The 23,539-nt window shown below is 66.5% G+C and carries 21 protein-coding genes; 9 read left to right on the top strand and 12 right to left on the bottom strand.

Annotated elements, in window-relative coordinates:
- Positions 1-14 precede the first annotated feature (14 nt).
- A complete protein-coding gene (locus CQ050_RS03640) occupies positions 15-908 on the bottom strand; it encodes a LysR family transcriptional regulator (protein WP_105555433.1) in 894 nt (297 codons plus the stop codon).
- Between the two features lie 149 nt (positions 909-1,057).
- Here CQ050_RS03640 and CQ050_RS03635 point away from each other — a divergent pair, with 149 nt between their 5' ends.
- The 4 genes from CQ050_RS03635 to CQ050_RS03620 are packed head-to-tail and all read left to right on the top strand — an operon-like array spanning position 1,058 to position 4,857.
- The gene (locus tag CQ050_RS03635; RefSeq protein ID WP_105555432.1) at positions 1,058-1,888 is read left to right on the top strand and encodes a MaoC family dehydratase N-terminal domain-containing protein; all 831 of its coding nucleotides are present in this window, start codon (positions 1,058-1,060) and stop codon (positions 1,886-1,888) included.
- The gene (locus CQ050_RS03630) at positions 1,885-3,078 is read left to right on the top strand and encodes a CaiB/BaiF CoA-transferase family protein (protein WP_105555431.1); all 1,194 of its coding nucleotides are present in this window, start codon (positions 1,885-1,887) and stop codon (positions 3,076-3,078) included. Before CQ050_RS03635 ends, CQ050_RS03630 begins: the two co-directional genes overlap by 4 nt.
- On the top strand, positions 3,075-3,905 hold the full coding sequence (locus CQ050_RS03625) for a CoA ester lyase (protein WP_105555430.1): 831 nt from the start codon (positions 3,075-3,077) through the stop codon (positions 3,903-3,905). The genes CQ050_RS03630 and CQ050_RS03625 overlap by 4 nt, the downstream gene beginning before the upstream one ends.
- 52 nt (positions 3,906-3,957) lie before the next feature.
- Positions 3,958-4,857 (top strand): sugar kinase, encoded by a 900-nt coding sequence (locus CQ050_RS03620; RefSeq protein WP_105555429.1) that lies wholly within the window; start codon positions 3,958-3,960, stop codon positions 4,855-4,857.
- A gap of 57 nt (positions 4,858-4,914) precedes the next feature.
- On the opposite strand, the gene CQ050_RS03615 is transcribed toward CQ050_RS03620, so the two are convergent.
- Genes CQ050_RS03615 through hda form a run of 4 tightly spaced genes read right to left on the bottom strand, consistent with a single transcriptional unit; the run spans position 4,915 to position 8,199 of the window.
- On the bottom strand, positions 4,915-5,403 hold the full coding sequence (locus CQ050_RS03615; protein ID WP_105555428.1) for a 2-amino-4-hydroxy-6-hydroxymethyldihydropteridine diphosphokinase: 489 nt from the start codon (positions 5,401-5,403) through the stop codon (positions 4,915-4,917).
- A gap of 4 nt (positions 5,404-5,407) precedes the next feature.
- Positions 5,408-6,802 (bottom strand): polynucleotide adenylyltransferase PcnB, encoded by a 1,395-nt coding sequence (pcnB, locus tag CQ050_RS03610; RefSeq protein ID WP_105555427.1) that lies wholly within the window; start codon positions 6,800-6,802, stop codon positions 5,408-5,410.
- Complete coding sequence (locus CQ050_RS03605) at positions 6,803-7,501, bottom strand: HAD family phosphatase (protein ID WP_105555426.1); 699 nt, start codon at positions 7,499-7,501, stop codon at positions 6,803-6,805.
- Positions 7,498-8,199 (bottom strand): DnaA regulatory inactivator Hda, encoded by a 702-nt coding sequence (gene hda / locus CQ050_RS03600; protein ID WP_105555425.1) that lies wholly within the window; start codon positions 8,197-8,199, stop codon positions 7,498-7,500. Before hda ends, CQ050_RS03605 begins: the two co-directional genes overlap by 4 nt.
- A gap of 344 nt (positions 8,200-8,543) precedes the next feature.
- Between hda and purM the strand changes: the two genes are divergently transcribed.
- Positions 8,544-9,593 carry a phosphoribosylformylglycinamidine cyclo-ligase gene (purM, locus tag CQ050_RS03595; protein ID WP_105555424.1) on the top strand — a complete coding sequence of 350 codons (1,050 nt, stop codon included), beginning with the start codon at positions 8,544-8,546 and terminating at the stop codon, positions 9,591-9,593.
- Between the two features lie 11 nt (positions 9,594-9,604).
- Here the strand turns inward: purM and miaA are convergent, their stop codons facing one another.
- Positions 9,605-10,570 carry a tRNA (adenosine(37)-N6)-dimethylallyltransferase MiaA gene (gene miaA, locus CQ050_RS03590; protein ID WP_199196720.1) on the bottom strand — a complete coding sequence of 322 codons (966 nt, stop codon included), beginning with the start codon at positions 10,568-10,570 and terminating at the stop codon, positions 9,605-9,607.
- Positions 10,571-10,572: 2 nt separating this feature from the next.
- Positions 10,573-12,582: a DNA mismatch repair endonuclease MutL gene (mutL, locus tag CQ050_RS03585; protein WP_105555423.1), complete on the bottom strand. Its 2,010-nt coding sequence runs from the start codon at positions 12,580-12,582 to the stop codon at positions 10,573-10,575.
- Between the two features lie 103 nt (positions 12,583-12,685).
- Here mutL and CQ050_RS03580 point away from each other — a divergent pair, with 103 nt between their 5' ends.
- The gene (locus tag CQ050_RS03580) at positions 12,686-13,321 is read left to right on the top strand and encodes a VTT domain-containing protein (protein ID WP_105555422.1); all 636 of its coding nucleotides are present in this window, start codon (positions 12,686-12,688) and stop codon (positions 13,319-13,321) included.
- A gap of 90 nt (positions 13,322-13,411) precedes the next feature.
- On the opposite strand, the gene CQ050_RS03575 is transcribed toward CQ050_RS03580, so the two are convergent.
- Both CQ050_RS03575 and tsaE read right to left on the bottom strand, forming a co-directional pair.
- Positions 13,412-14,794 (bottom strand): N-acetylmuramoyl-L-alanine amidase, encoded by a 1,383-nt coding sequence (locus CQ050_RS03575; protein ID WP_146120997.1) that lies wholly within the window; start codon positions 14,792-14,794, stop codon positions 13,412-13,414.
- Positions 14,722-15,261, bottom strand: a complete 540-nt coding sequence (tsaE, locus tag CQ050_RS03570; RefSeq protein ID WP_105555421.1) for a tRNA (adenosine(37)-N6)-threonylcarbamoyltransferase complex ATPase subunit type 1 TsaE — start codon at positions 15,259-15,261, stop codon at positions 14,722-14,724. Before tsaE ends, CQ050_RS03575 begins: the two co-directional genes overlap by 73 nt.
- Positions 15,262-15,422: 161 nt before the next feature.
- Between tsaE and fumC the strand changes: the two genes are divergently transcribed.
- Positions 15,423-16,820, top strand: coding sequence for a class II fumarate hydratase (gene fumC, locus CQ050_RS03565; protein WP_105555420.1), 1,398 nt, complete (start codon positions 15,423-15,425; stop codon positions 16,818-16,820).
- Positions 16,821-16,917: 97 nt separating this feature from the next.
- On the opposite strand, the gene CQ050_RS03560 is transcribed toward fumC, so the two are convergent.
- On the bottom strand, positions 16,918-17,817 hold the full coding sequence (locus CQ050_RS03560) for an AEC family transporter (RefSeq protein ID WP_105555419.1): 900 nt from the start codon (positions 17,815-17,817) through the stop codon (positions 16,918-16,920).
- A gap of 243 nt (positions 17,818-18,060) precedes the next feature.
- Here CQ050_RS03560 and CQ050_RS03555 point away from each other — a divergent pair, with 243 nt between their 5' ends.
- Complete coding sequence (locus CQ050_RS03555; RefSeq protein WP_105555418.1) at positions 18,061-19,053, top strand: tripartite tricarboxylate transporter substrate binding protein BugE; 993 nt, start codon at positions 18,061-18,063, stop codon at positions 19,051-19,053.
- A gap of 90 nt (positions 19,054-19,143) precedes the next feature.
- Here the strand turns inward: CQ050_RS03555 and CQ050_RS03550 are convergent, their stop codons facing one another.
- Positions 19,144-20,049 carry a LysR family transcriptional regulator gene (locus CQ050_RS03550; RefSeq protein WP_105555417.1) on the bottom strand — a complete coding sequence of 302 codons (906 nt, stop codon included), beginning with the start codon at positions 20,047-20,049 and terminating at the stop codon, positions 19,144-19,146.
- Between the two features lie 145 nt (positions 20,050-20,194).
- Here CQ050_RS03550 and ggt point away from each other — a divergent pair, with 145 nt between their 5' ends.
- Positions 20,195-21,964: a gamma-glutamyltransferase gene (gene ggt / locus CQ050_RS03545; protein ID WP_105555416.1), complete on the top strand. Its 1,770-nt coding sequence runs from the start codon at positions 20,195-20,197 to the stop codon at positions 21,962-21,964.
- Between the two features lie 29 nt (positions 21,965-21,993).
- Here the strand turns inward: ggt and CQ050_RS03540 are convergent, their stop codons facing one another.
- Complete coding sequence (locus tag CQ050_RS03540; RefSeq protein ID WP_105555415.1) at positions 21,994-23,394, bottom strand: APC family permease; 1,401 nt, start codon at positions 23,392-23,394, stop codon at positions 21,994-21,996.
- Positions 23,395-23,539 lie beyond the last annotated feature (145 nt).

The raw sequence follows: 23,539 nt of genomic DNA, 5'->3' as shown, positions 1-23,539 counted from the left end.
GGGCGCTGCGGGCGTCAGGGCGCCCGTGGCACCTGGATCTGTTCGATCAGTTCTCGCGCGCAGCCGGGCAGGGCATCGATATCGCGCACCAGCAGTTTGCGCTCTCGCACCACCCACGGTTCGTCCAGCTCTACGACGCGCAGCTTGGTGTCGGCGCCGTAGCGGCGGGCGGCGGAGTCGGGGATGACGCCGATGCCGACGCCGGCCTGCACCATGCGGCAGATCGAATCGAAGCTATAGAGCTGGATGCGTTGCGGCAGGCGCTGCCCGCCGCGTTCCAGCTGGTCGCGCAGGAAGGCGACCAGCGTGGAACCCTCGTGCATGGTGATGAACGGATAACGCACGGCGTCCACCAGCTTGACCTTTTCCTGGTCTTGCAACGGGTGGCCGTTGGGCACCACCAAAACCAGCCGGTCGGTGCTGAAGTGGATCGTCTGCAATTCGGGGGCGTCCACCGGTCCGGCCACGATGCCCAGGTCGGTGGTGCCGTCCAGCACGCCCCGCACGATGTCGCGCGTCAGGCGTTCCTGCAGGTCGACCGTTACCCCCGGATGGCCCGACAGGAACTGCGCCAGGATGTCCGGCATGAATTCGGTGACCGCCGTGGTGTTGGCGAAGATCCGGATGTGGCCGGCGTCGCCGTCGGACTGCTCCTGGAAGTCGTGCTTCAGGTGATCCACCTGCCGCATGATGACGCGGGCGTGCTGCAGCAGCTTCTGGCCGGCGGGCGTGATTTCCACGCCGCGGCTGTCGCGGTACAGCAATCGGGTATTGAGCTGGTTCTCCAGCGCTTTGATCCGCACGCTGACCGCGGCCAGGGACAAGTGCGCCCGTTTGGCCGCCTGGGTCAGGCTGGGGGATTCCGCGATGTGGATGAACAGGCGTAGGTCGGCAAGGTCGAAGTGCATGGGGCATATATTACGGCGCGCGGCGCCGGGCTGGGCATGGGCCGTCGATTCAGGCGCCGCAAACCCCGCCTTGAGGAAAAACGAATTCACATTGAGGACGGCTTGCGGGCATGCTTCAGGCTGAGAAAACCCCACCAAAGGATATCGGCATGACTTCTACAGATCCGGCAGGCTGGATCGGCAGCGGCGAACGCAAGGCGGACGCGATGGATCCCGGCCATGCCGCGCGCATCGCGGCCACGCTGGGCGGTGCGGCGCCGGCCCAGGGCGAGGCCCTGCCGCCCCTGTGGCAATGGGCGTTTTTCATCAGCACGGTGGGCATGGACGGGTTGGGGACGGATGGGCACCCGTCGCGCGGCGGTTTCCTGCCGCCGGCCCAGGACCGCAACCGCATGTGGGCCGGCGGCCGGGTGGAATTCCGCCAGCCGTTGAAGGTTGGCGTTCCGGCTGAACGCGTGTCGACCGTCGCCGACGTCAAGGAGAAAACGGGCCGCACCGGCGCGCTGCTGTTCGTGACCGTGCGCCACGAATACCATCAGGCGGGCCAGATCGTCATCCAGGAAGAGCAGGACATCGTCTACCGGCAGCCTTCGCCGCCAAAGCTCGTGGGCAGCGAACCCGCTCCTCAGGCGCAATGGCGCGACACGGTCCATCCGTCTTCCGTGCTGCTGTTCCGCTATTCCGCGGTGACCTTCAACGGCCACCGCATCCATTACGACCATCCCTACGTGACGGGCACCGAGGGCTACCCCGGCCTGGTGGTGCACGGCCCGCTGATCGCCACCGAGATGGTGGCCGCCTTTACCCGCGCCCATCCCAAGGCCCGTCTTGCGCACTTGTCGTACCGCGGCTTGCGTCCGTTGATTTCGCCCGCGCCCTTCCAGGTGGCCGGCCGCTTGACCGAGCCGGGCGTGGCCCAGCTGTGGGCCGAGCAGGACGGCACGCTGGCCCACCAAGCTGAACTGAGGTTTACCGAATGAGCACGCAGGCCACCCGCCCCTTGGACGGCATCACCGTCGTCAGCCTTGAACACGCCATCGCCGCGCCATTCTGCACCCGCCAACTGGCGGACATGGGCGCGCGCGTCATCAAGATCGAACGTCCTGGCAGCGGCGACTTCGCCCGGGGCTACGACGAACGTGTGCGCGGCCTGTCCTCGCATTTCGTCTGGACCAACCGTTCCAAGGAGAGCCTGACGCTGGACCTGAAGCGCGACGAAGCCGGCGGCATCATGGACCGCCTGCTGGAATCGGCCGATGTGCTGGTGCAGAATCTGGCGCCCGGCGCGGCTGCGCGGCTGGGGCTCTCGTTCGACGCCCTGCACAAGAAGTACCCGCGCCTGATCGTGTGCGACATCTCGGGCTACGGCGAAGGCGGCCCCTACCAGGACAAGAAGGCCTATGACCTGCTGATCCAGAGCGAAAGCGGCTTCCTGTCGGTCACGGGCACGAAAGACGATCCCGTCAAGGCGGGGTGCTCGATCGCCGACATCGCGGCGGGCATGTACGCCTATTCGGCCATTCTGAACGCCTTGCTGCTGCGCCAACGAACCGGATTGGGCAGCCGCCTGGACGTGTCCATGCTGGAAAGCATGGTCGAATGGATGGGCTTCCCCATGTATTACGCGTTCGAAGGCGCCGCGCCGCCCGTGCGTGCGGGGGCCGCCCATGCCTCGATCTACCCCTATGGGCCGTTCCCCGTGGGCGACGGCTCCACCATCATGCTGGGCCTGCAGAACGAGCGCGAATGGCGTGTGTTCTGCGCTCAGGTGCTGCGCCAGGCCGATCTGGCCGAAGACCCGCGCTTCCTGTCGAATTCGCAGCGCACCGCCAACCGCGATGCCCTGCGCGACCTGATCGTGGCAGCCTTTTCCGATTTGTCCGTCGCGCAGGTCACGCAGCGGCTGGAAGACGCCCAGATCGCCAACGCGCGGGTGAATGACATGGCGGGCGTCTGGGCGCACCCGCAATTGCAGGCGCGTGCCCGCTGGAGCCAGGTCGACAGCCCCGCCGGCACGCTGCCGGCGCTGCTGCCGCCAGCCAGCAGCAACGCTTTCGCGCCACGCATGGCCGCGGTGCCCTCGGTGGGCCAAAACACGGATGCGGTGCTAGCATCATTGGGATACGCGCCGGATCAGGTGGCGCAATTCCATGCCTCGGAGGTCGTGTGACGCATCCCGTCGTTCGTAGCGCCCTGTTCGTGCCGGCTTCGCGCGCCGAGCGCATCCCCAAAGCGCTGGCCGCCGGCGCGGACGCCGTCATCGTCGATCTGGAAGACGCCGTCGAGCATCTGGCCAAGGCGTCTGCCCGCGAAGCGCTGTGTGACTTCCTGGGGACGCATCGCCAGGCGCGCCTGTGGGTGCGCATCAACGACGCGTCCACGTCCTGGCACGACGACGACCTGAAAGCCTGCCGGGGTCACCCCGGCGTGGCCGGGATCCTGCTGCCCAAGGCCGAAAGCCTGGCGCAGGTCCGGCACGTGGCGCAGACCGGCCTGCCCGTCATCCCCATCCTGGAAACCGCCCGCGGCCTGCTGAACGCGGCCGAGGTCGCGGCCACCCCCGGCGTGGCGCGGCTGGCCTTCGGCAGCCTGGATTACGGGTTGGACATGGGCCTTACCCCCGACACGCCCGGCGCGGAAACCGTGCTGGACCACGCACGGGTGCAGGTGTTGCTGCATACCCGTTCTGCCGGGCTCGCGCCCGCGCTCGATGGCGTATTCCCCGGCGTGCAGGATCAGGCCGGCTTGGCGCACGCGGCGGGCCGCGCGCAGCAGATGGGGTTCGGCGGCATGCTGTGCATCCATCCCACGCAGGTGCCGGTGATCCACGCGGCGTTCGTGCCGGCGCAAGAAGAGCTGGAGTGGGCGCGCCGCGTGGTCGCCGCCCATCGCGAAACGGCGGCGGGCACCTTCATGCTGGATGGCAAGATGGTCGACGCGCCCGTCATCGCGCGCGCGCGGCTGGTGCTGGCGCAAGCCGGCGAGCACGGCGCGTAGCCGGGGAAGATCGCCTATCCTCGGGTTTCCCTCTTTTTTCACAGGCTGCGGCATGAGCGATGCGCTCTTCATCGGACACACCTATATCGACGTCACCGTGCTGGCCGACGAATGGCCCACGGGCGACGAAAAAAGCGTGGCGCGGGACTACGCGGTGTCCTTCGGCGGCAACGCCGTCACGGCGGCGTTCGCTTGCGCGCGGCTGGGGTCGCCCCCCGACCTGGTCTGCTCGCTGGCGCCCGACTGGCTGGGGCACATGTACACGGACATGGCCGCGGCACATGGCGTGACGCTGCACGGGCGCCATGTGCGCCGCTCTTCCTTGTCCTTCATCATGCCCAACCACGGCAAGCGCGCCATCGTGCGCGCCCGCGACGTGGACTACCTGAACGATTTTCCCCGCCTGGACATCAGCGGCTATCGCGCGCTGCATCTGGATGGGCATCAGCCCGACGCCGCGCTGCACTATGCGCGGGCATGCCGGCAGGCAGGCGTGCTGACGTCGCTGGACGGCGGCGGCGTGCGCGAGAACACCGACGAGCTCTTGCGCCACATCGACATCGCCGTCTGCGCAGAGCGCATGTGCGAACAGCTGGGCCTGACGCCGGAAGGTCTGCTGGACTTGCTCAAGGCGCGCGGTTGCCGCATTGGCGCCGTGACCATGGGCGAACGCGGCATGCTCTGGTACGACGAGACCGGCCGTGTCGACGTCCTGCCGTCACTGGACGTGCCGGGCAACCGCATCGTTGATACCTCGGGGGCGGGCGACGTGTTCCACGGCGCCTATGTGTGGTCTTACCTGAACCGCCCGGAGCAACCCTGGGCGGAACACTTCACGTTCGCGCGCGCGGCGTCCGCGCACAAGATCCAGCACCTGGGCAATGAAGCCGGGCTGCCGAAAGTGGAAGACGTGGAGCGGGCCATGATGGCGTTCGCCGCCAAGGCGGGCTGAACGAAAGGCAGGGCAGGGGCTTGCGGCCAAGGCCGCGTGAAGATGGCCTGCGTGGCGCTATTGAACAAGCCGTTCGATCGCCTGGTCCTGGATCGCGTCGATCCATTCTCCGATCGGCTTGCCTTCCACCCACATGTCCGGCGCCAGATCGCGCAGCGGCAGCAGCACGAAGGCGCGCAAGTGCATCCGGGGGTGCGGCAGGATCAGGCGTTCATGGTTCTGCTGCGTGTCGCCATATGTCAGCAGGTCCAGGTCCAGCGTGCGCGGGGCGTTCTTGTAGGGACGCTGGCGGCCGTGGCTATTTTCCAGCGCTTGCAGGGCGTCCAGCAAGGCCAGCGGCGGCAGGCGCGTGTCCAATGCCGCCACGGCGTTCACGAAATCAGGGCCGGTGGCGTCCACCGGCGCACTGCGGTAGAACGGTGACGCCGTCACCGCGGTGATGCCGTCGGTCGCCTGCAATTCGGCCAGCACGCGGCGCAGGGTGGCCGCGCTGTCGCCAAGGTTGGCGCCCAGGCCGATATAGGCGCGGACGATGGCGGACGACATTCCGTTATTCGGCGCTGGCCGGGCCGCGTGGCGCCGAGCGGCGCGGACGGCGACGCTTGCGCGGGGACGATGACGCGGGCGGAGCACCGAAGCCGCCACCGCCACCACCGTCACCGGCTTCGCGCGGCAGGCGCGAGACTTCTTCGATCATGTCGGCGCGCAAGACGTCGTCGGCGTTGGCCAGGTCCATCCACCACTGCGCCAGCACGCTGTCGAACTCGCCGGCGGCGGCGCGCAGCTGCAGGAAGTCGCACGCGGCGCGGAAGCGCGGTTGTTCGATCATGCGGAAGATGGTCTTGCCCATGCGGCGTTCAAAACGCGGCTGCATGAACCAGATTTCGCGCATGTCGGACGAGAAGCGGCGCTGGATGGCCAACTTCTCGGTCTGCTCGTCCAGCACGGAATCGGCCGCTTGCGACAACGCCGGGATGGTGTGTTCGCCTTGGGCGCGCAGTTGCTTCCAGCGCACATCGACCTGCTGCCACAGCAACGCGGCAAACAGGAAGCTGGGGCTGATGGTCTTGCCGGCGCGCACGCGCGCGTCGGTGCGTTCCAGCGCCAGTTCCACGAAGTGTTCGCCACCGGGCTGTTCCAGCACCACGTCCAGCAACGGCAACAGGCCGTTATGCAGCCCGTCGGCGCGCAGTTGGCGCAGGCAGTCCATGGCGTGGCCGCACGTCAGCAGCTTGAGCATTTCGTCGAACAGGCGCGAAGCTGGCACGTTTTCGATGAGCTCGGCCATGGTGCTGATCGGCTGGCGCGTCGCCGGGTCGATCGTGCCATTGAGCTTGGCGGCGAAACGCACCGCGCGCAGCATGCGCACCGGATCTTCGCGGTAGCGCTTGACCGGGTCGCCGATGATGCGGACCTGGCGCTTCTTCAAGTCGGCCACGCCATTGTGGTAGTCGATGACTTCCTCGTTGTGCGGGTCGTAGTACAGCGCGTTCATCGTGAAGTCGCGCCGTTTGGCGTCTTCTTCCTGCGAGCCGAACACGTTGTCGCGCAGGATGCGGCCGTGCTCGTCGGTCTCTTGTTCTTCCGAGGCCGGAGCGCGGAAGGTCGAGGTTTCGATGATCTCCTGGCCGAACACCACGTGCACCAGCTGGAAACGGCGGCCGATGATGCGGGCGCGGCGGAACAGCGGGCGGATCTGCTCGGGCGTGGCGTTGGTGGCCACGTCGAAGTCCTTGGGCTCCAGGCCCACGATCAGGTCACGCACGGCGCCGCCGACGATATAGCCTTCATAACCGTGCTGGCGCAGGACTTCGCAGACCTTGATGGCATGGCGCGAAACGTTACGGCGGTCAATGCCGTGTTTGTCGCGCGTGATGCGCAACGGCCCCCGGGGTGCCGGCGCGAACAAGCGGCCGACGAATTTTTTTATGGTTTCAGTGATCATTTAGGACTTCGAATCTTCCATGTGGTCGAATAAGTCGATCACTTGCCAGCCGCGTTCCTGGGCGATATTGCGCAGGGTCGGGCTGGGGTTGGCGGCGATCGGACGGGTCACCTTTTCGAGCAGCGGTACATCATTGACTGAATCGCTATAGAAAAACGATTCGGGGAAATCCGCAAGCCCTAGCCCCATATTGGACAGCCAATCGTTCACGCGCACCACTTTGCCTTCCTTGAAGCTGGGCGTGCCCAGAATGCGGCCGGTGTAGCGGCCGCGCAAGTATTCGGCATCGGTGGCCACCAGATGTGGCACGCCGAAGGCGCGGGCGATGGGAGCGGTGACGAAGCTGTTGGTGGCTGTGACGATGGCGCACAGGTCGCCGGCGTCCAGGTGGGCTTGCACCAGACCGCGCGCGTCGGCGGTGATGGACGGGCGGATCACTTCGCGCATGAAATCCTCATGCCAGTCCGCCAGGTCGTATGGCGAATGCGCCGCCAGCAGGCCCAGCATGAACTCGGCGGCCTGTTCGGCGGTGAGTTCGCCGCGGTTGTAGCGGTCCATCAGGTCGTCGTTCTGACGGCGGGCGATGTCGGGGTCTCCCGCGCGGCCCGTGCGTGCCAGATAGTCGGCCCATTGGTAGTCGCTATCCAGCGGCAGCAGGGTGTGATCCAGGTCGAACAGGGCGAGACGTCGGGTGGTCATGTGCGTTGCGAATCAGGGTCTGCGAGCATGGCCCGCAGCAGGGGCAGGGTGATGGGGCGGCCGGTGGCCAGGGAATAGCGGTCCAGCGCGTCGAGCAGCGCGGCCAGTTTGCGGATGTCGCGCTCGTGGTGGATCAACATCCAGTTGATGATCTCGGGCGCCAGGTGCATGCCGCGTTCGGCCGCCTGGGCGGAAAGCGCGGCCAGCTTGTCGGCGTCCGACAGCGGGTCCAGGCGGAACACGAGGTCCCAGCCCAGACGGGTGCGCAGGTCTTCGCGCAGCGGCATCGACAGCGGCGCGCGGTCGCCGGCCAGGGCCAGCGCAAACGCGCGGCCCGTGGCCGCGGATTCGCGCCAGCGGTTGTACAGCGCAAACAAGGCCGCCTGGCGGCTGTCGTCCATGCGGTGCACGTCGTCCACCGCCACGAACTTCGGCATGGGCGATTTGGAATCCGCTTCGGCCAGGCGGCGCAGCATCATCTCGCCCTTGGCCGGATCGACAAACACGGCATCGGGGCGCGCGGTCAGCGCGCGCAGCAGATGGGTGCGGCCGCAGCCCGCGGCGCCCCAGATATACAGCGCCCGGCCCGGATTGAGCGCGCGCACGGCTGCCAGCGCTTCCCCGTTGGGGCCGGCGATATAGTTGTTCAGCGATGGCGCTGGCGCGGGAAGAACGTCGAGCAGCAGCTGGCGGTTCATGAGAGTTATCGATCAGGCTTGCAGCGTCGCGAGGACATGCCGGTGTTGCCGGAAAAGCCAAAAAACGGTGATACAAAGGGCCGGCGCAAGATTAACCCGCCAGAAACTGGCAAAATCCATACCGGCCAACCCAACACTTTAAACCACCTGGGTAGATAGTGTCGCGCCGAAGCGCTTTGCCAGGCTTGGGTTTGCGCCATTTTTGCCCGTCAGCCGGCCCGGCCGGCTCACGCCGCGATCCCAGCGCCCGGTCGGCATGAACCCTGCTCAGGCCCGCAACATCGTAAAATGCAGGGCGTTCCACCAAATTCCCAGCAATTGTTACATACCCCACGGCATTTCTCATGACGAATCAACCTAAAGCCCCCTTGACCTACCGCGATGCCGGTGTCGACATCGACGCAGGCGACGCCCTGGTCGACCGTATCAAACCCCTCGCTGCGCGCACGATGCGCCCCGGGGTGCTGGCCGGTATCGGCGGCTTTGGCGCGCTGTTCGAAGTGCCGAAGAAGTACAACGAGCCCGTGCTGGTGTCGGGCACCGACGGCGTGGGCACCAAGCTGCGCCTGGCGTTCGAGTGGAACCGCCACGACACCGTGGGTATCGACCTGGTCGCCATGAGCGTCAACGACATCCTGGTGCAGGGCGCCGAGCCCCTGTTCTTCCTGGATTACTTTGCCTGCGGCAAGCTTTCGGTGGACACGGCGGCGTCGGTGGTGGGCGGCATTGCCAAGGGCTGCGAATTGTCGGGCTGCGCGCTGATCGGCGGTGAAACCGCTGAAATGCCGGGCATGTACCCGGACGGCGAATACGACCTGGCCGGTTTCGCGGTGGGCGCGGTGGAAAAGTCCGCGATCATCGACGGCAAGTCGATCAAGCCGGGCGACGTGGTGCTGGGCCTGGCCTCCAGCGGCGTGCATTCCAACGGTTTTTCGCTGGTGCGCAAGATCATCGAACGCGCCGACGCCAAGCCCACCGACGACTTCCACGGCCAGCCGCTGGTCGACGTCGTGATGGCGCCCACGCGCATCTACGTCAAGCAAGTGTTGGCCGCGTTGGCCAAGCACGGCACCAGCATCAAGGGCCTGGCCCACATCACCGGTGGCGGCCTGCTGGACAACGTGCCGCGCATCCTTCAGCCCGGCCTGTCGGCCAAGCTGCATCGCGACGGCTGGGAAATGCCCAAGCTGTTCCAGTGGCTGCAAGAGCAGGGCGGCGTGGAAGACACCGAGATGCACCGTGTTTTCAACTGCGGCATCGGCATGGTGCTGGTGGTGGACGCGGCCCAGGCCGACGCCATCGCCGCGACCCTGCGTGAGCAGGGCGAAACCGTCAACAACATCGGCGAAATCGTCGAACAGACGGAAGGCATGGCGCAAACCTTCGTGGTGTAAGCGTCTGCGGCCTAAGGCTTTTTGGCTAGCGCCATGGCCACCGCGTCGATCGTCTGCGGGACGGCGTCGGCGGCCAGGCAGTCCACGATGACGCGTTCGGGTTGCGCCCGCAGCCACGTGATCTGACGCTTGGCCAGCTGGCGCGTGGCCGCGATGCCCTGTTCGCGGGCGGTGGCCAGGTCGATGTCGCCGTCCAGGTGCGCCCACATTTGCCGGTAGCCCACGCAGCGGACGGACGGCAGGCCGGGATGCAGGTCGGGCCGCGCGCGCAAGCCACGGACCTCGTCCAGCAAGCCCTGGGCCACCATCGCGTCAAAGCGTTGTTCGATGCGCGCATGCAGGGCGGCGCGGTCGGAGGGTTCCAGGCTGATGGTCAGGTACTGGTTGGCGTCGTCGTCCGGTTTGCGCTGCCCGCGTTGCAGCAGCGCCGACATGGGCTGGCCCGATAACTGGCAGATTTCCAGCGCACGCTGGATGCGCTGGCTGTCGTTGGGCGCCAGGCGGGCGGCCGTCACGGGGTCCAGCACTGCAAGCTCGGCGTGCAGGGCAGGCCAGCCTAGCCGGGCCGCGCGGGCTTCGAGTTCGGCGCGCAAGGCGGGGTCGGCCTGCGGCAGGTCGTCCAGCCCGTCGCGCAGGGCCTTGTAATACATCATGGTGCCGCCGGCCAGCAGCGGAATGCGTCCGCGCGCGCGGATCTCGCCGATCAGGCGCAGCGCGTCGGCGCGGAATTCGGCGGCCGAGTACGACTGCGCCGGGTCCAGGATATCCAGCAGGTGCTGCGGCACGCGGGCCTGTTCGTCCCGCGACGGCTTGGCCGTGCCGATGTCCATGCCGCGGTAGATCGTGGCGGAATCGACGTTGACGATCTCCATTGGCCAGCGTTCGGCCAGCGCCAGCGTAGAGGCGCTTTTGCCGGCCGCGGTGGGGCCGGCCAGGCAGATGACCAGCGGCGTATCGGGGGGGGCGGAAGACGACAAGCTTATTGTCCGCGCAGAAAGAGCTTGTCCAGGTCCGACACCGACCACTGCACCCAGGTCGGGCGCCCGTGGTTGCACTGGTCGGCCCGTTCGGTGGATTCCATCTGGCGCAGCAGGCCGTTCATTTCTTCGATGGTCAGCTTGCGGTTGGCGCGCACGGAGCCATGGCAGGCCATGGTGGACAGCAGTTCGTTGCGCTGTTCGGTCAGCAGGCGCGACACACCCACGGCGCCCAGGTCGCGCAGCACCGCGCGTGCCAGCGTTTCGATGTCGCCGCGCGCCAGGATGGCGGGCACCGAGCGCACGGCAATCGACGTGGGGCCCGACGGGCGCATCTCGAAGCCCAGGTCGGCCAGTTGCGCCTCGAATTCCTCGACGATGGCCACGTCTTTCTCTTGCGCGTGGAACACCACCGGCACCAGCAGGTCCTGGCGGGGCAGGCTGCGCGCGTCCAGCGCCTGCTTCAGCTGTTCGTATACGACGCGTTCATGGGCGGCGTGCATGTCCACCAACACCATGCCGCGACGGTTCTGCGCCAGGATGTAGATGCCGTGCAATTGCGCCAGCGCCATGCCCAGTGGATGTTCTTCGCCTGCCGGCAAACCGGCCGCCGGGCTGGGCTCCCGCACGGGCGTGACGTTGGCGGCCGTGTCGTCGGACAACGGGCGGTACAGCGATTGCCAGTCGGCCGCGGGGATGCCGGCGGGTTCGGCGTGCAGGCGGAATGGCACCTGGGTGTGTGCGCGTTGCGGGGCCGGCGACGGGCGCAGGCCATAGCCGGCGTTGCCGCCCGGGTTGCCGCCGGAATAGCCGCTGGAATGGCTGCCGGAATTGCCACCGGAATTGCCACCCGAATAACCCGGCCGGGGGGCGTCCGCCAGGCGCGTGGCGTCCCCGGCGGGAGCGCTGGGCGGGGCAGAGGCGGTGGCGAGTCCGGCAGACGAGGGCGCGGCGGTTTGTGCGACGGTTTCGAAACCGCCGTCATCCGCCTCGCTTTGCGACGCGGGCGAGACCGCCGACGAGCCGCCCGTCTGCGCCAGGGTCTGGCCAACCGCGTGCGACACGAAGCGGTGCACGGCGCCGCTGTCGCGGAATCGGACTTCATGCTTGGCCGGATGGACGTTCACGTCCACGGCGGCAGGGTCGATGTCCAGGAACAGCACGTAGGCCGGCTGGCGGTCGCCATGCAGCACGTCGGCATAGGCGGCGCGCAACGCATGGCTGACGGTGCGGTCGCGCACATAGCGGCCGTTCACGTACAGGTACTGCCGGTCGGCGCGGGCGCGCGCCGCCGTCGGACGCGTGATCATGCCGGCCAGGCTGACCGTGCCGACCGAGTGCGACAGCAGCAGCCCGTGCTCGGCGAATTCGGCGCCCAGCACGTCGCGGATACGCTGGGGCGGTTCGGCGGGCAGCCATTGGCGTTGCGCGCGGTCGTGGTGGAACAGGCGGAACGCGATCTGCGGGTGCGCCAGGGCGATGCGTTCCATCGCATCGACGCAGTGGCCGAATTCCGTGGCTTCGGACCGCAGGAACTTGCGTCGGGCCGGAACCGCGTCGAACAGCTGGCGCACATCCACGGTGGTGCCCGGCGGGCCCGAGGCGGGGCTGACCTGCATGTTGCCGGCGTCGATCTGCCAGGCGTGCTCGCCGTCGCGGGTACGCGAAATGATGGTGACCTGGGCGACGGACGCGATCGATGCCAGCGCTTCGCCGCGGAACCCCATCGATGCGACGGATTCCAGTTCGTTCAGCGACCGGATCTTGCTGGTGGCGTGGCGCGCCAGCGCCAACGACAATTCGTCGGGGGGGATGCCCCCGCCGTCGTCCGTGACGGCGATCCGGCGGATGCCGCCGCCTTCCAGGCGCACTTCGATGGCGCGGCCCCCCGCGTCGATCGCGTTCTCGAGGATTTCCTTGAGGACGGAGGCGGGGCGCTCGATCACTTCGCCGGCGGCGATCTGGCTGATGAGCAGGTCGGGAAGCGCAAGGATGGAACGGCGTTCGGTCATTAGGCTGGAGGTCTGGTGAGGCTGTGTGGATGATTTTAGCGCCATGGCCCGGTGGGCTATAGTCGCTGGGGTCTAATCCCTCTTATGACTTCCGGGCTGCTGAATGCTTGAATTCTTCAATATGGTGCTCCACATCGACAAGACGCTGGGCGTCTGGGTCGCGCAATACGGCGTGTGGGTGTACCTGGTGCTGTTCCTGATCGTCTTCGCGGAGACGGGGCTGGTCGTCCTGCCTTTCCTGCCGGGCGATTCGCTGTTGTTCATTGCCGGCGCGTTCGGCGCCACCGGGCATATCGACCCCGTCATGATGGCGGTGCTGCTGATCGTCGCGGCAATTTCCGGCAATACGCTGAACTACATGATAGGCCGGTACATCGGGCCGCGCGTGTTCTCGATGAACCTGAGGTTCCTGGACCGGGGCGCGCTGATGCGTACCCACGCGTTCTATGAAAAGCATGGCGGCAAGACGATCGTCATGTCGCGCTTCATTCCGGTCGTGCGAACGTTCGCGCCCTTCGTGGCGGGCGTGGCCGACATGTCGATGTCGCGGTTCCAGCTATTCAACATCCTGGGCGCGCTGCTGTGGGTCGTCAGCCTGGTCGCCGCCGGCTATTTCTTCGGCAACATCCCGCTGGTGCGCGAACACCTGAACACCATCGTGCTGCTGGGCCTGGCTGCGGCAATCGTGCCGGTCATCGGCGCGGGCGTATTCAAACTGGTCAAGTCGCGCCGCGCGTAGGACGGGGCGCGCGAGCCCCGCGTCACGGGCTCCCAAAGAAAAAAGGGCAATGCGCTTCACGACGCATTGCCCTTTTTTTCGCCAGCGCGTTCAGCTGACGTCGCCCAGCCGCGCCAGCGGCGGGTTGGCGGTGAAGTAGCGCTGGATGCCGGTCATCATGGCTTGCGCCAGCTTGTCCTGATGCGCGTTGCTGCGCAGCAGGGCTTCTTCCTGGGGGTTGCTGATGAAGGCGGTTTCAACCAGCACGGATGGAATGTCCGGCGCCTTCAGCACGGCAAAACCGGCCTGTTCGACGCTGTTCTTGTGCAGACGGTTGATCTTCTTGATTTCGTCCAGAAAGGCGTTGCCGACCTTCAGCGAATCATTGATCTGCGCGGTGGTGGACAGGTCCAGCAGCACCTTGGCCACCTGGCGGTCGTGGCTGCCCAGGTTGACGCCGCCGATCAGGTCGGCCGCGTTTTCCTTATCGGCCATCCAGCGCGCTTGCGCGCTGGTCGCGCCGCGCTGCGACAACGCGAACACCGACGAGCCGTTGGCCGAGGGCTTGACCCAGGCGTCCGCGTGGATCGAGATGAACAGGTCCGCGTGGACGCGGCGTGCCTTCTGCACGCGCACGTGCAGCGGCACGAAGTAGTCGTCATCGCGCGTCAGGTACGCGCGCATATAGGGCTGGCTGTCGATCAGCGCCTTCAGGCGCCGGGCGATGCGCAGCACCACGTCTTTTTCACGCAGGCCGCTGCTGCCGATGGCGCCCGGATCTTCGCCGCCGTGGCCGGGATCCAGCGCGATGGTCACCATGCGCTGCTTGCCGCGGCCGGCGGTCGCGGGGGGAGACTTGGGCGCCGTGGGCAGCGGCGGGGCGGGCTGCTGGCCCTTCACGCGGGGCGGTTCGGGCGGATCGGCGCGGGTCGCCGGATTGCGCTGGATGTCTTCCAGAATGCGGGCCAGGGGATCGTCCGCGTCGGCGCCGCTTTTGTTCAGGATCGCCACCAGCGGGTCTTGGGCGACCTTCGGGTACAAATCCAGCACCAGGCGGTACTGGTAGTCGGCCACGGGCTTGAGCGTGAACACCTGGGGCGCCACGGGCTGCTTCAGGTCGAACACCAGCCGCACGACGTTCGGGCGGTTCTGCGCCACGCGCAGGCTTTGGATATAGGGGTCGTCGGGCCGGACCTTGGATACCAGGTCGTTCAGGGCCGCGCTGATGGTCAGTCCCTCGATATCCACCACCAGGCGGTGGGGGTTTTCAAGCGTGAACTGTTCGGCCTTGAGCTCGCTGTCGAGTTCGAGCGTGACCCGGGTGTATTCGTCGGCCGGCCAGGTACGCACGGCCAGGATCGTCGCGGCCTGCGCCAGGCGCGGCAAGACCGGCAGGACGAGCAGCGTGGCCGCGACGCTGATCAGGCGGCGCCGGGTGGCGCCTGCCGAGCAAAGGGCGCCGTCTTGGGCGGGGGGACAATCGCGTTCAACCATGTTTGTCCTCGAGCGGTGTTCGCGGTCAGGGTGGCGTCACGTCCCTCGCCGGCATAAGCCAGGGAAATCAGCAGGTCGGGCGGGGGCAAAAGACCCTCGGCCCGCTCCGGCCATTCGATCAAAACGACCGCATCGTCACGCAGTAAATCCCGGAATCCTGCGTCCAACCATTCGCGCGAATCACTAAATCTATAAAAATCAAGATGATAGAAGTATAAGTTAGAAACTTTATAGGATTCAAGCAGCGCGTAGCTAGGACTTTTGATTCGGCCTGTGATGCCGCATTCGCGCAACAATGCCCGGGTGAAGGCCGTTTTTCCTGCCCCGAGGTCGCCTTGAAGGTGGATGCAGGCGCCTGCCGGGCCGGTTTTGCCCCCGGAAACCAGGGGGGCGAGCTGCCGCGCCAACGATTCCGTGGCGGCTTCGTCGGGCAGGTGCAAGGTCAGGCTGCAAAGAGGGGCGGACATGGCGCTGGGCGAGTGGTAAAAATCGATGGAGGGAACACGGGTTTCGGCAATTATAGGAATGCGGGTTTCTGCTAATCTATTAATTGATTGCTATTCTCAATATGTCGCGCCTGGCGAGTGCCGCTGGACGCGACTGACGCCGCCACGGAGTTGTACGCGCCATGAAGACCCGCATCGAAAAAGACACGTTTGGGCCCATTGAAGTCCCCGAGGATCACCTCTGGGGCGCCCAAACGCAACGTTCGCTGCATTTTTTCGCGATTTCCACCGAGAAGATGCCCGTTCCCCTGGTCAACGCGATGGCGCGCCTGAAGCGCTCGGCGGCCAAGGTCAACGCCGAACTGGGTGAACTGGATCCGACGATCGCCGATGGCATCATCCGCGCGGCCGACGAAGTCATTGCCGGCAAATGGCCCAACGAGTTCCCCTTGTCGGTCTGGCAGACGGGCTCGGGCACGCAAAGCAACATGAACATGAACGAGGTGCTGGCGAACCGCGCCTCGGAACTGTTGGGCGGAGAACGCGGCGAAGCGCGCAAGGTGCACCCGAACGATCACGTCAACCGCGGCCAGTCGTCCAACGACACCTTCCCGACCGCCATGCACGTGGCCGCCGCCGTCGAGGTCGAGCACCACCTGCTGCCGTCCCTGAAGGCGCTGCGTGCGACCTTCGCGACCAAGAGCGCCGAGTTCTACGACATCGTGAAGATCGGCCGCACCCACCTGCAGGACGCGACGCCGCTGACACTGGGCCAGGAACTCTCGGGCTATGTCGCGCAGCTGGACCTGGCCGAACAGCAGATCCGCGCCACGCTTGCCGGCCTGCATCAGCTGGCCATCGGGGGCACCGCCGTCGGCACCGGCCTGAACGCGCACCCGCAGTTCAGCGCCAAGGTATCCGCGGACCTGGCGCATGCCACCGGCACGGCCTTCGTGTCGGCGCCCAACAAGTTCCAGGCCCTGGCGTCCCACGAAGCGCTGTTGTTCGCGCATGGCGCATTGAAGGCGTTGGCCGCCGGCCTGATGAAGATCGCCAACGACGTGCGTTGGCTGTCCAGCGGCCCGCGTTCGGGCCTGGGCGAGATCAGCATTCCCGAAAACGAACCGGGCAGCTCGATCATGCCGGGCAAGGTCAACCCGACGCAGTGCGAAGCCATCACGATGCTGGCCGCGCAGGTGCTGGGCAACGATGTGGCCATCAACATTGGCGGGGCCAGCGGCAATTTTGAACTGAACGTGTTCAAGCCGCTGGTGATCCACAACTTCCTGCAGTCCGTGCGGCTGCTGACGGATGGCATGGCCAGCTTCAACGAGCACTGCGCCGCCGGTATCGAACCCAATCACGCGCGCATCGCCGAACTCGTCGACCGTTCGCTGATGCTGGTGACGGCGCTGAATCCGCACATCGGCTACGACAAGGCTGCACAGATCGCGAAGAAGGCGCACAAGGAAGGGCTGTCGCTGAAGGAATCGGCGTTGGCGTTGGGTTATGTGACCGAGGCGCAGTTTGCCGAATGGGTGGTGCCGGGCTCGATGACCAACGCGCACAAGCCGTCGTAAACGGTCGCGCCGCAATGACGATGGCCGCCGATGGGCGGCCATTTTCATTGCGGCGCGCGGCAAGCTCGAAACCCCGCGCAACGCGCATTCCGCCGGATCAGGCGTGTCCGGTGAACAGCAGCCACATCGGGATCGTGGCCGCCGAGAATAGCGTGCCCAGCGAGATCAGCACCGCCACCATCCGGCCGTCTCCGCCCATGCGCATCGCCAGCACGTAGGCGGCGGAGGCGGTGGGCAAGGCGGCAAACAGCAGCAGCATCCGCGACTCCAGGGGCGGCAGGCCCAACAGGTGCGCGACCAGTAGCGCCACGGCGGGCAGCGCCACGAGCTTGACGCCCAACATCCACGTGATCAGCAAGCCATAACCCTTGCCGCCTTCCCATGCCAGGCTGGCGCCCACGCAAAGGATGCCCAGCGCGATGGCCGCCGCGCCCAGGCGCGCCAGCACGGTATCCACGGGGCCGGGCAAGTGCAGCCCCGCGAGGTTGCAGGCCAGGCCCAACAGCGTGGACACGACCAGTGGATTGCGCGCCAGCTCGCGCAGCAGGTTGCCGCCGCTGTGGCGCGCCAGCCCGTAGACCGCCGCGATGTTGGCCATGGGCACGGCAAAGCCAATAATCAGCGCCATCACCGTCTGGCCCTGCGAGCCGGCCAGGCTGGCCGACAGCGCCAGGCCAATGTACGTGTTGAACCGGTAGCCGCATTGCGCGGACGAGGCCAGCCCCAGCGACGACGGCCGCAGTATCAGGCCCGCCAGCCAGGCCAGCGCCACGCCCGAGGCCACGACGGCCGCGGTGGCCTGCAGCAGCAGGGCCGCGTTGCCCGCCGTGATGGGGGTGCGCAAGATGGATTGGAACAGCAGGGCGGGGAACAGCACGAAGTAGACGAGGCGTTCGGTGCCCGCAAAAAACTCGCGTGAAAATCCCAGTTTGTGACGTAGCGCCCAACCTAGCGCGACCAGCAAGAAATCAGGGAAAACCAGAAGGGCGACCGACATGGATTAAGGCGTTATTTCAGGGCGTTGGCCGGGGATCGGCTCGCTATGCGGGTGTAAGCATTTGCTGCTATTCTCCGTCATTCTGGCGGGCGTGTGTGCCACAAGCAATCCATAAAAGCAGCGCGAAACACGCAGCACACGAGCAATGCGCCCCCACCGTTAACTGCTGGTCCGCCTACAGGCGGGCACAACACACAACGGGCCGTTTACATACGGGCTCGCAATCTTGGAGGAAACACACCTATGAATAAAGTTCGCTCCCTGGCCGTGGCTATCGCCTTGGCAACCGGCGCCGCCGGCACGCTTGGCGTCTCCGTCGCGCACGCCGCCGACAAATACCCCAGCAAGCCGATCCGCGTGATCGTTCCGTTCGCGCCTGGCGGCTCGACCGACATCATCGCGCGCCTGGTGACCCAGCGCATGAGCCAGGAACTTGGCCAGCCGATGGTTGTGGAAAACAAGGGCGGCGCAGGTGGCGCCATCGGTGCGTCGGAAGCCGCGCGCGCCGATGCCGACGGCTACACGTTGTCCATCGCCACCGTCTCGACGATGGCCGTGAACCCGGCGTGCCGTCCGAAGGACCTGCCGTACGATCCGATCAAGGACTTCCAGCCGGTCACCAACTTCGCCAACACGGCCAACGTGGTCGCGGTGAACCCGAAGTTCCCGGCCAAGGACTTCAAGGGCTTCGTCGAAGAGCTGAAGAAGAATCCGGGCAAGTACTCCTACGGCAGCTCGGGCACGTGCGGCGTGCTGCACTTGATGGGCGAATCGTTCAAGATGGCCACGGGCACCGACATCGTGCACGTGCCGTACAAGGGTTCGGGCCCGGCCGTGGCGGATGCCGTCGGCGGCCAGATCGAAATCCTGTTCGACAACCTGCCGTCGTCGATGCCGCAGATCCAGGCGGGCAAGCTGCGCGCCATGGCCATCGCATGGCCCGATGAAATCGCTGCCGTGAAGGGCGTGCCGACGTTCAAGCAAGCCGGTTTCCCGGTCTTGAACCAGCCGGTCTGGTACGGTCTGCTGGCCCCCAAGGGCACGCCGATGGAAGTCGTGAACAAGCTGCGTGACGCCGCTGTCGTGGCCCTGAAGGACCCGAAGGTCATCAAGGCGCTGGACGATCAAGGCTCGGCGCCGTCGGGCAACACGCCGGAAGAGTTCGCGAAGGAAATCAAAGAGCAGTTCGACTGGGCTCAAGACGTCGTGAAAAAGCAGAACATCAAGCTGGACTGATGTTGCGCGGGGGGCGGCCCAGGCCTGCCCCGGCTTGCACGGCAAAACGGACGCCTTCGAGCGTCCGTTTTCTTTTGGCGCAAGGCCCGTTTAGCAGGCCGCGTCCAGTGTGGCGATGCGCTCGGCGCAGGCAGCGCGCAGGCGTTCGATCAGGTCGCGGTGCAGGGAAGACAAGGGGTCCTGGTTGCGCACCATGATGCTGATCGGCACGCGCAGCGCCGGTTCCAGGCGGCGCAGATGCATGCCCGGCCGCAGCATGGCCTGCGCGGTGATGGCGTCGACGATGGCGTCCCCGCAACCGGCATCGACCAGCGCGCAGGCCACGTAATGCGTCTGCACCTGGATAGCGACCTGCGGATCCAGGCCTTGCGCGTCCAGCGCCATCTGCAGCAGCGCGCCGGAGGCGTCGCTGGCGTCCAGCACGATCAGCGTGCCGCCTGACGGGGTGGCCAACTCCGGCAGGCGCATCGGGCCGGAAGCGGGCGTGCGGCTCAGGTGCACCAGTTCGGTATGGCCCAGGCCCATACGCGTAAGGCCGGGGTAGTCATTGGTGTCGAAGGTGACGGCAAGGTCCAGCTCGCGCGTCAACAGGCCCTGCACCAGTTCGGCACTGTGATGGGTGTGGATATCGAAGGTGATGCCAGGCTGCGCGTCGCGGCTGTCGCGCACGACGCGGGGCAACAGCCCCAGGCCCAGCGCGGGCGCGCAGCCCAGGCGCAAGTGGCCGTTGGGCCGGTCCCGCAGGCTGGCGGCCAACCGGCGCACGCTGTTCAAGTCTTGATTCAGCCGCGCGACTTCAGGCGTCAGGATGTCGGCTTCGCGCGTGGCGACCAGCCGGCCCTTCACGCGTTCGAACAGCTTGAAACCCAGTTGGGCTTCGGCGTGCGCCAGCAGCTTGCTGGCGGCGGGTTGCGAGATATGCAGCGCGGCGGCAGCCTCGGTCAGGGACCCGGTACGACGGATCGCTTCGAAAATCTCGATATGGCGCAGGCGCATGGCACGATGGGGATAAGGGACCGGAACCGCGATTCTATGTCGGAAGGCGCAAGCGGGCATCCCGGGGCGGCCGGCGCGACAGCGGCGGGTGCCTTGACTATGATGGACGCCTGCCGGCATGCCGGCGCTATCCCGGAGCCCGATCATGCGCGCCTGCCGCCACGCCGCCGCCCTCCTGCTTGCCGCCGCCCTGGCGGCGCCTTTAGCCGGCATGCCCGCCGCCTGGGCCCGCACGCCGCCGGCGGCCGAAGACCGCAATCCCGAAGCCGCCAGCGGCGCGCAAGCGCGCGAACTGGTGCGCGCGTCGCGCTACATGATGGTTTCGGCCAATCCGCTGGCGACGCAAGCCGGTGACGAGATGCTGCGCCGGGGCGGCAGCGTGGTGGACGCCGCCATCGCGACCCAACTGGTGCTGAACCTGGTGGAACCGCAGTCTTCCGGTATCGGCGGCGGGGCATTCATGGTGTTGTATTCCGCCAAGACGGGCCGCATCCAGACCTTCGACAGCCGCGAGACGGCGCCCGCGGCCGCACGCCCGGACCGCTTCCTGGATGCCGAGGGCAAACCGTTGCCCTTCGCGCAAGCCGTCAACAACGGCATGTCGGTCGGCGTGCCGGGCCTGCTGCGCGGCCTGGAGCTTGCGCACCGGGACGCGGGCGCGCTGCCCTGGGCCGACCTGTTCCAGCCCGCGATCCGGCTGGCTGAAACGGGGTTCGCCGTATCGCCGCGCCTGCATACGCTGCTGGCGGGCAACAAGGCCTTGCCCAGGCAGGCAGCCGCCGCCGCCTATTTCTACGCCCCGGATGGCACGCCCTGGCCGGTGGGCCATGTGCTGAAGAACCCCGATTTCGCCAACACGCTGCGCGCCGTGGCGGGGCAAGGCGCCGACGCGTTCTACCAGGGCGACATCGCCCGCGATATCGTGGCCGCGGTGCAAGGGCACGCCACGCCCGGCGACCTGAATCTGGCGGACCTGGCGAATTACCGCGCCAGGACGCGCGAGCCGGTGTGTGGCGCGTATCGGGGCTACCAGCTATGCGGCATGGCGCCGCCCAGCAGCGGTCCCATCGCCGTCCTGCAGATGCTGGGCGAGCTGGAACAGTTTCCGATGGCAAGTTACGCGCCGGGCTCGCTACAGGCCGTGCATTACTTTTCGGAGGCTGGCCGCCTGGCATTCGCCGATCGCGACTTCTATGTGGCGGACCCGGATTTCGTGCGGGTGCCGGTGCGCGCCATGCTGGACCCCGCTTATCTGCGCGCGCGTGGCGCATTGATTCAGCCGGACCGCAGCATGAAGGTGGCGCTGCCGGGCGATCCGGAAGGAAAGCTGTTGTCGCTGGGCCAGGACAACGCGCTGGAGCTGCCCTCCACCAGCCACCTGGTGGCGGTGGACGCGCAAGGCAACGCCTTGTCCATGACGACCACGATCGAAAGCGAGTTCGGCAGCAAGATCTTCGTGCGAGGCTTCTTGCTGAACAATGAAATGACGGATTTTTCGTCGTCGTTCAAGGATCCCGAGGGCCGTCTGGTGGCCAATCGCATCGAACCGGGTAAACGTCCCCGCAGCGCGATGGCGCCGATCATCGTGCTGCGCGACGGCAAGCCCGTCATGCTCGTGGGCTCGCCGGGCGGCAGCGCGATCATCAATTACGTGGCCAAGACAATCGTGGGCGTGCTGGATTGGGGGTTGGATATCCAGGCGGCCATCGCCTTGCCCAACATGGGCAGCCGCAACAAGGAAACCGAGCTGGAAAAAGGCACCGCGCTGGAAGCGCTGGCGCCTGCCCTGGAGCGGATGGGGCACCCGGTGCGCATCACCGAATTTCCCAGTGGCATCCACGGCATCGTCATCGACGCGGGCGGCTTGCAAGGCGGAGCGGACCCGCGGCGCGAAGGGCTGGCCGCGGGGGGCTGAGGCCGGAAGCCGGCCGCCGCCTTTGCCGGCTACTCCAGTCTGGAAGGGTCCAGTTCCATGCGTGCTTCCTTGCGGTGCGCCAGGTACGTCACGCCCCACATCACCACGCCCAGCAGCAGCAGCCAGCCCGCCACCTGATACTGGATGACGTCGCGCCCCGTGAGCGGCGTGACCAGGAACAGGCAGGCCGCCGCGCCCAGCCACGGGATGATCCGGTTGATGCGGAAGTGTTCGTGCTTGACGATGTCGCGGCGCAGCACCAGCACCGCGACGTTGACGAACGCGAACACGCCCAGCAGCAGCAACGCGGTGGTGCCGCCCAGCGCGCGGATGGCCTGGGAATCCGCCAACGCCACCAGCACGATCAACGCCAGCGCCAGCGCCGTCGTGAACAGGATCGCGGTCCACGGCGTCTGGTTCTTGCGGTGCACGTGCGCCAGGAAGGCCGGCAACACGCCTTGGCGCGACATGCCGTAGAGCAGCCGGCTGGCCATCATCATGTTGATCAGCGCCGAGTTCGCCACGGCGAACATCGAGATGACGGGCATGATGTATTCCACGGGCAGGCCGGGGGCGGCGCGCTTGACCACCAACACCAGCGGCGTCGAACTCTTGGCCAGTTCGCCCACGGGCACCAGCGCCACGGCGCAAATGGACACCAGCACGTAGATCACGGCGGTGACGCCCAGGCCGGTCAGCATCACCTTGGGGAAGATGCGGCTGGGTTCGTGGGTCTCTTCGGCCATGTTGACGGAATCTTCGAAACCGACCATTGCGAAGAAGGCCAACGCCGTGGCGGAGGTCACCGCCAGGAATACGCTCTTGTCTTCCGGCGTGTCGAACGCGATTACGCGCGAGAAGTCGGCCTGGCCGCCCGCGATGGCGTAGAAGCCCAGCAGGATCACCATCAGCAGGCCCGACAGTTCGATCAAGGTCAGCACCACGTTGGCCTTGACGCTTTCGGCCGCGCCGCGCAGGTTCACCAGCATCACCAGCAGCATGAAGCCCAGCGCGCCGGAGGTGATCCAGGCCTTGTCCGCCTTGATGCCGAAGGCGGCGAACAGATTGGCGGCGAAGGCCTGCGACGCCGTGGCGGCGGACGTCAGGCCTGAACACATGACCGTGAAGCACACGATGAAGGTCAGGAAGTGCACGCCGAACGCCTTGTGCACATACAGCGCCGCGCCGGCGGCCTTGGGATACTTGGTAACGAGTTCCAGATAGGACAGCGCGGTCAGCAAGGCCACCGCGAACGCCACCAGGAAAGGCAGCCAGGCCGCGCCGCCGACTTCGGCGGCCACCTGTCCGGTCAGCGCATAGACGCCTGTGCCCAGGATGTCGCCGACGATGAACAGCAACAACAGTTTGGGGCCCATCACCCGCTTAAGCGGGGCGTGGTCTTTCGTTTCGTTCGTTTCTTTCGTGGCCATGGTCCTTCTCCTCTTTCTTTGAATTTGGGGGAGGCGCTGCCCGGCAACGCTAGGCGATTCGAAAAGTCTACGGCCCTATGCGACCTTTCGATGCAACATCGTTGCAACGAAATGTCTTAGTTGTTGGCATTCTTTGAGTATCGCG

The sequence above is a fragment of the Achromobacter sp. MYb9 genome, from assembly GCF_002975275.1.
Classification (GTDB): Bacteria; Pseudomonadota; Gammaproteobacteria; order Burkholderiales; family Burkholderiaceae_B; genus Achromobacter.
The sequence above is the reverse complement of the archived record's forward strand: the minus strand, read 5'-3'. Positions and strand labels throughout refer to the sequence as shown.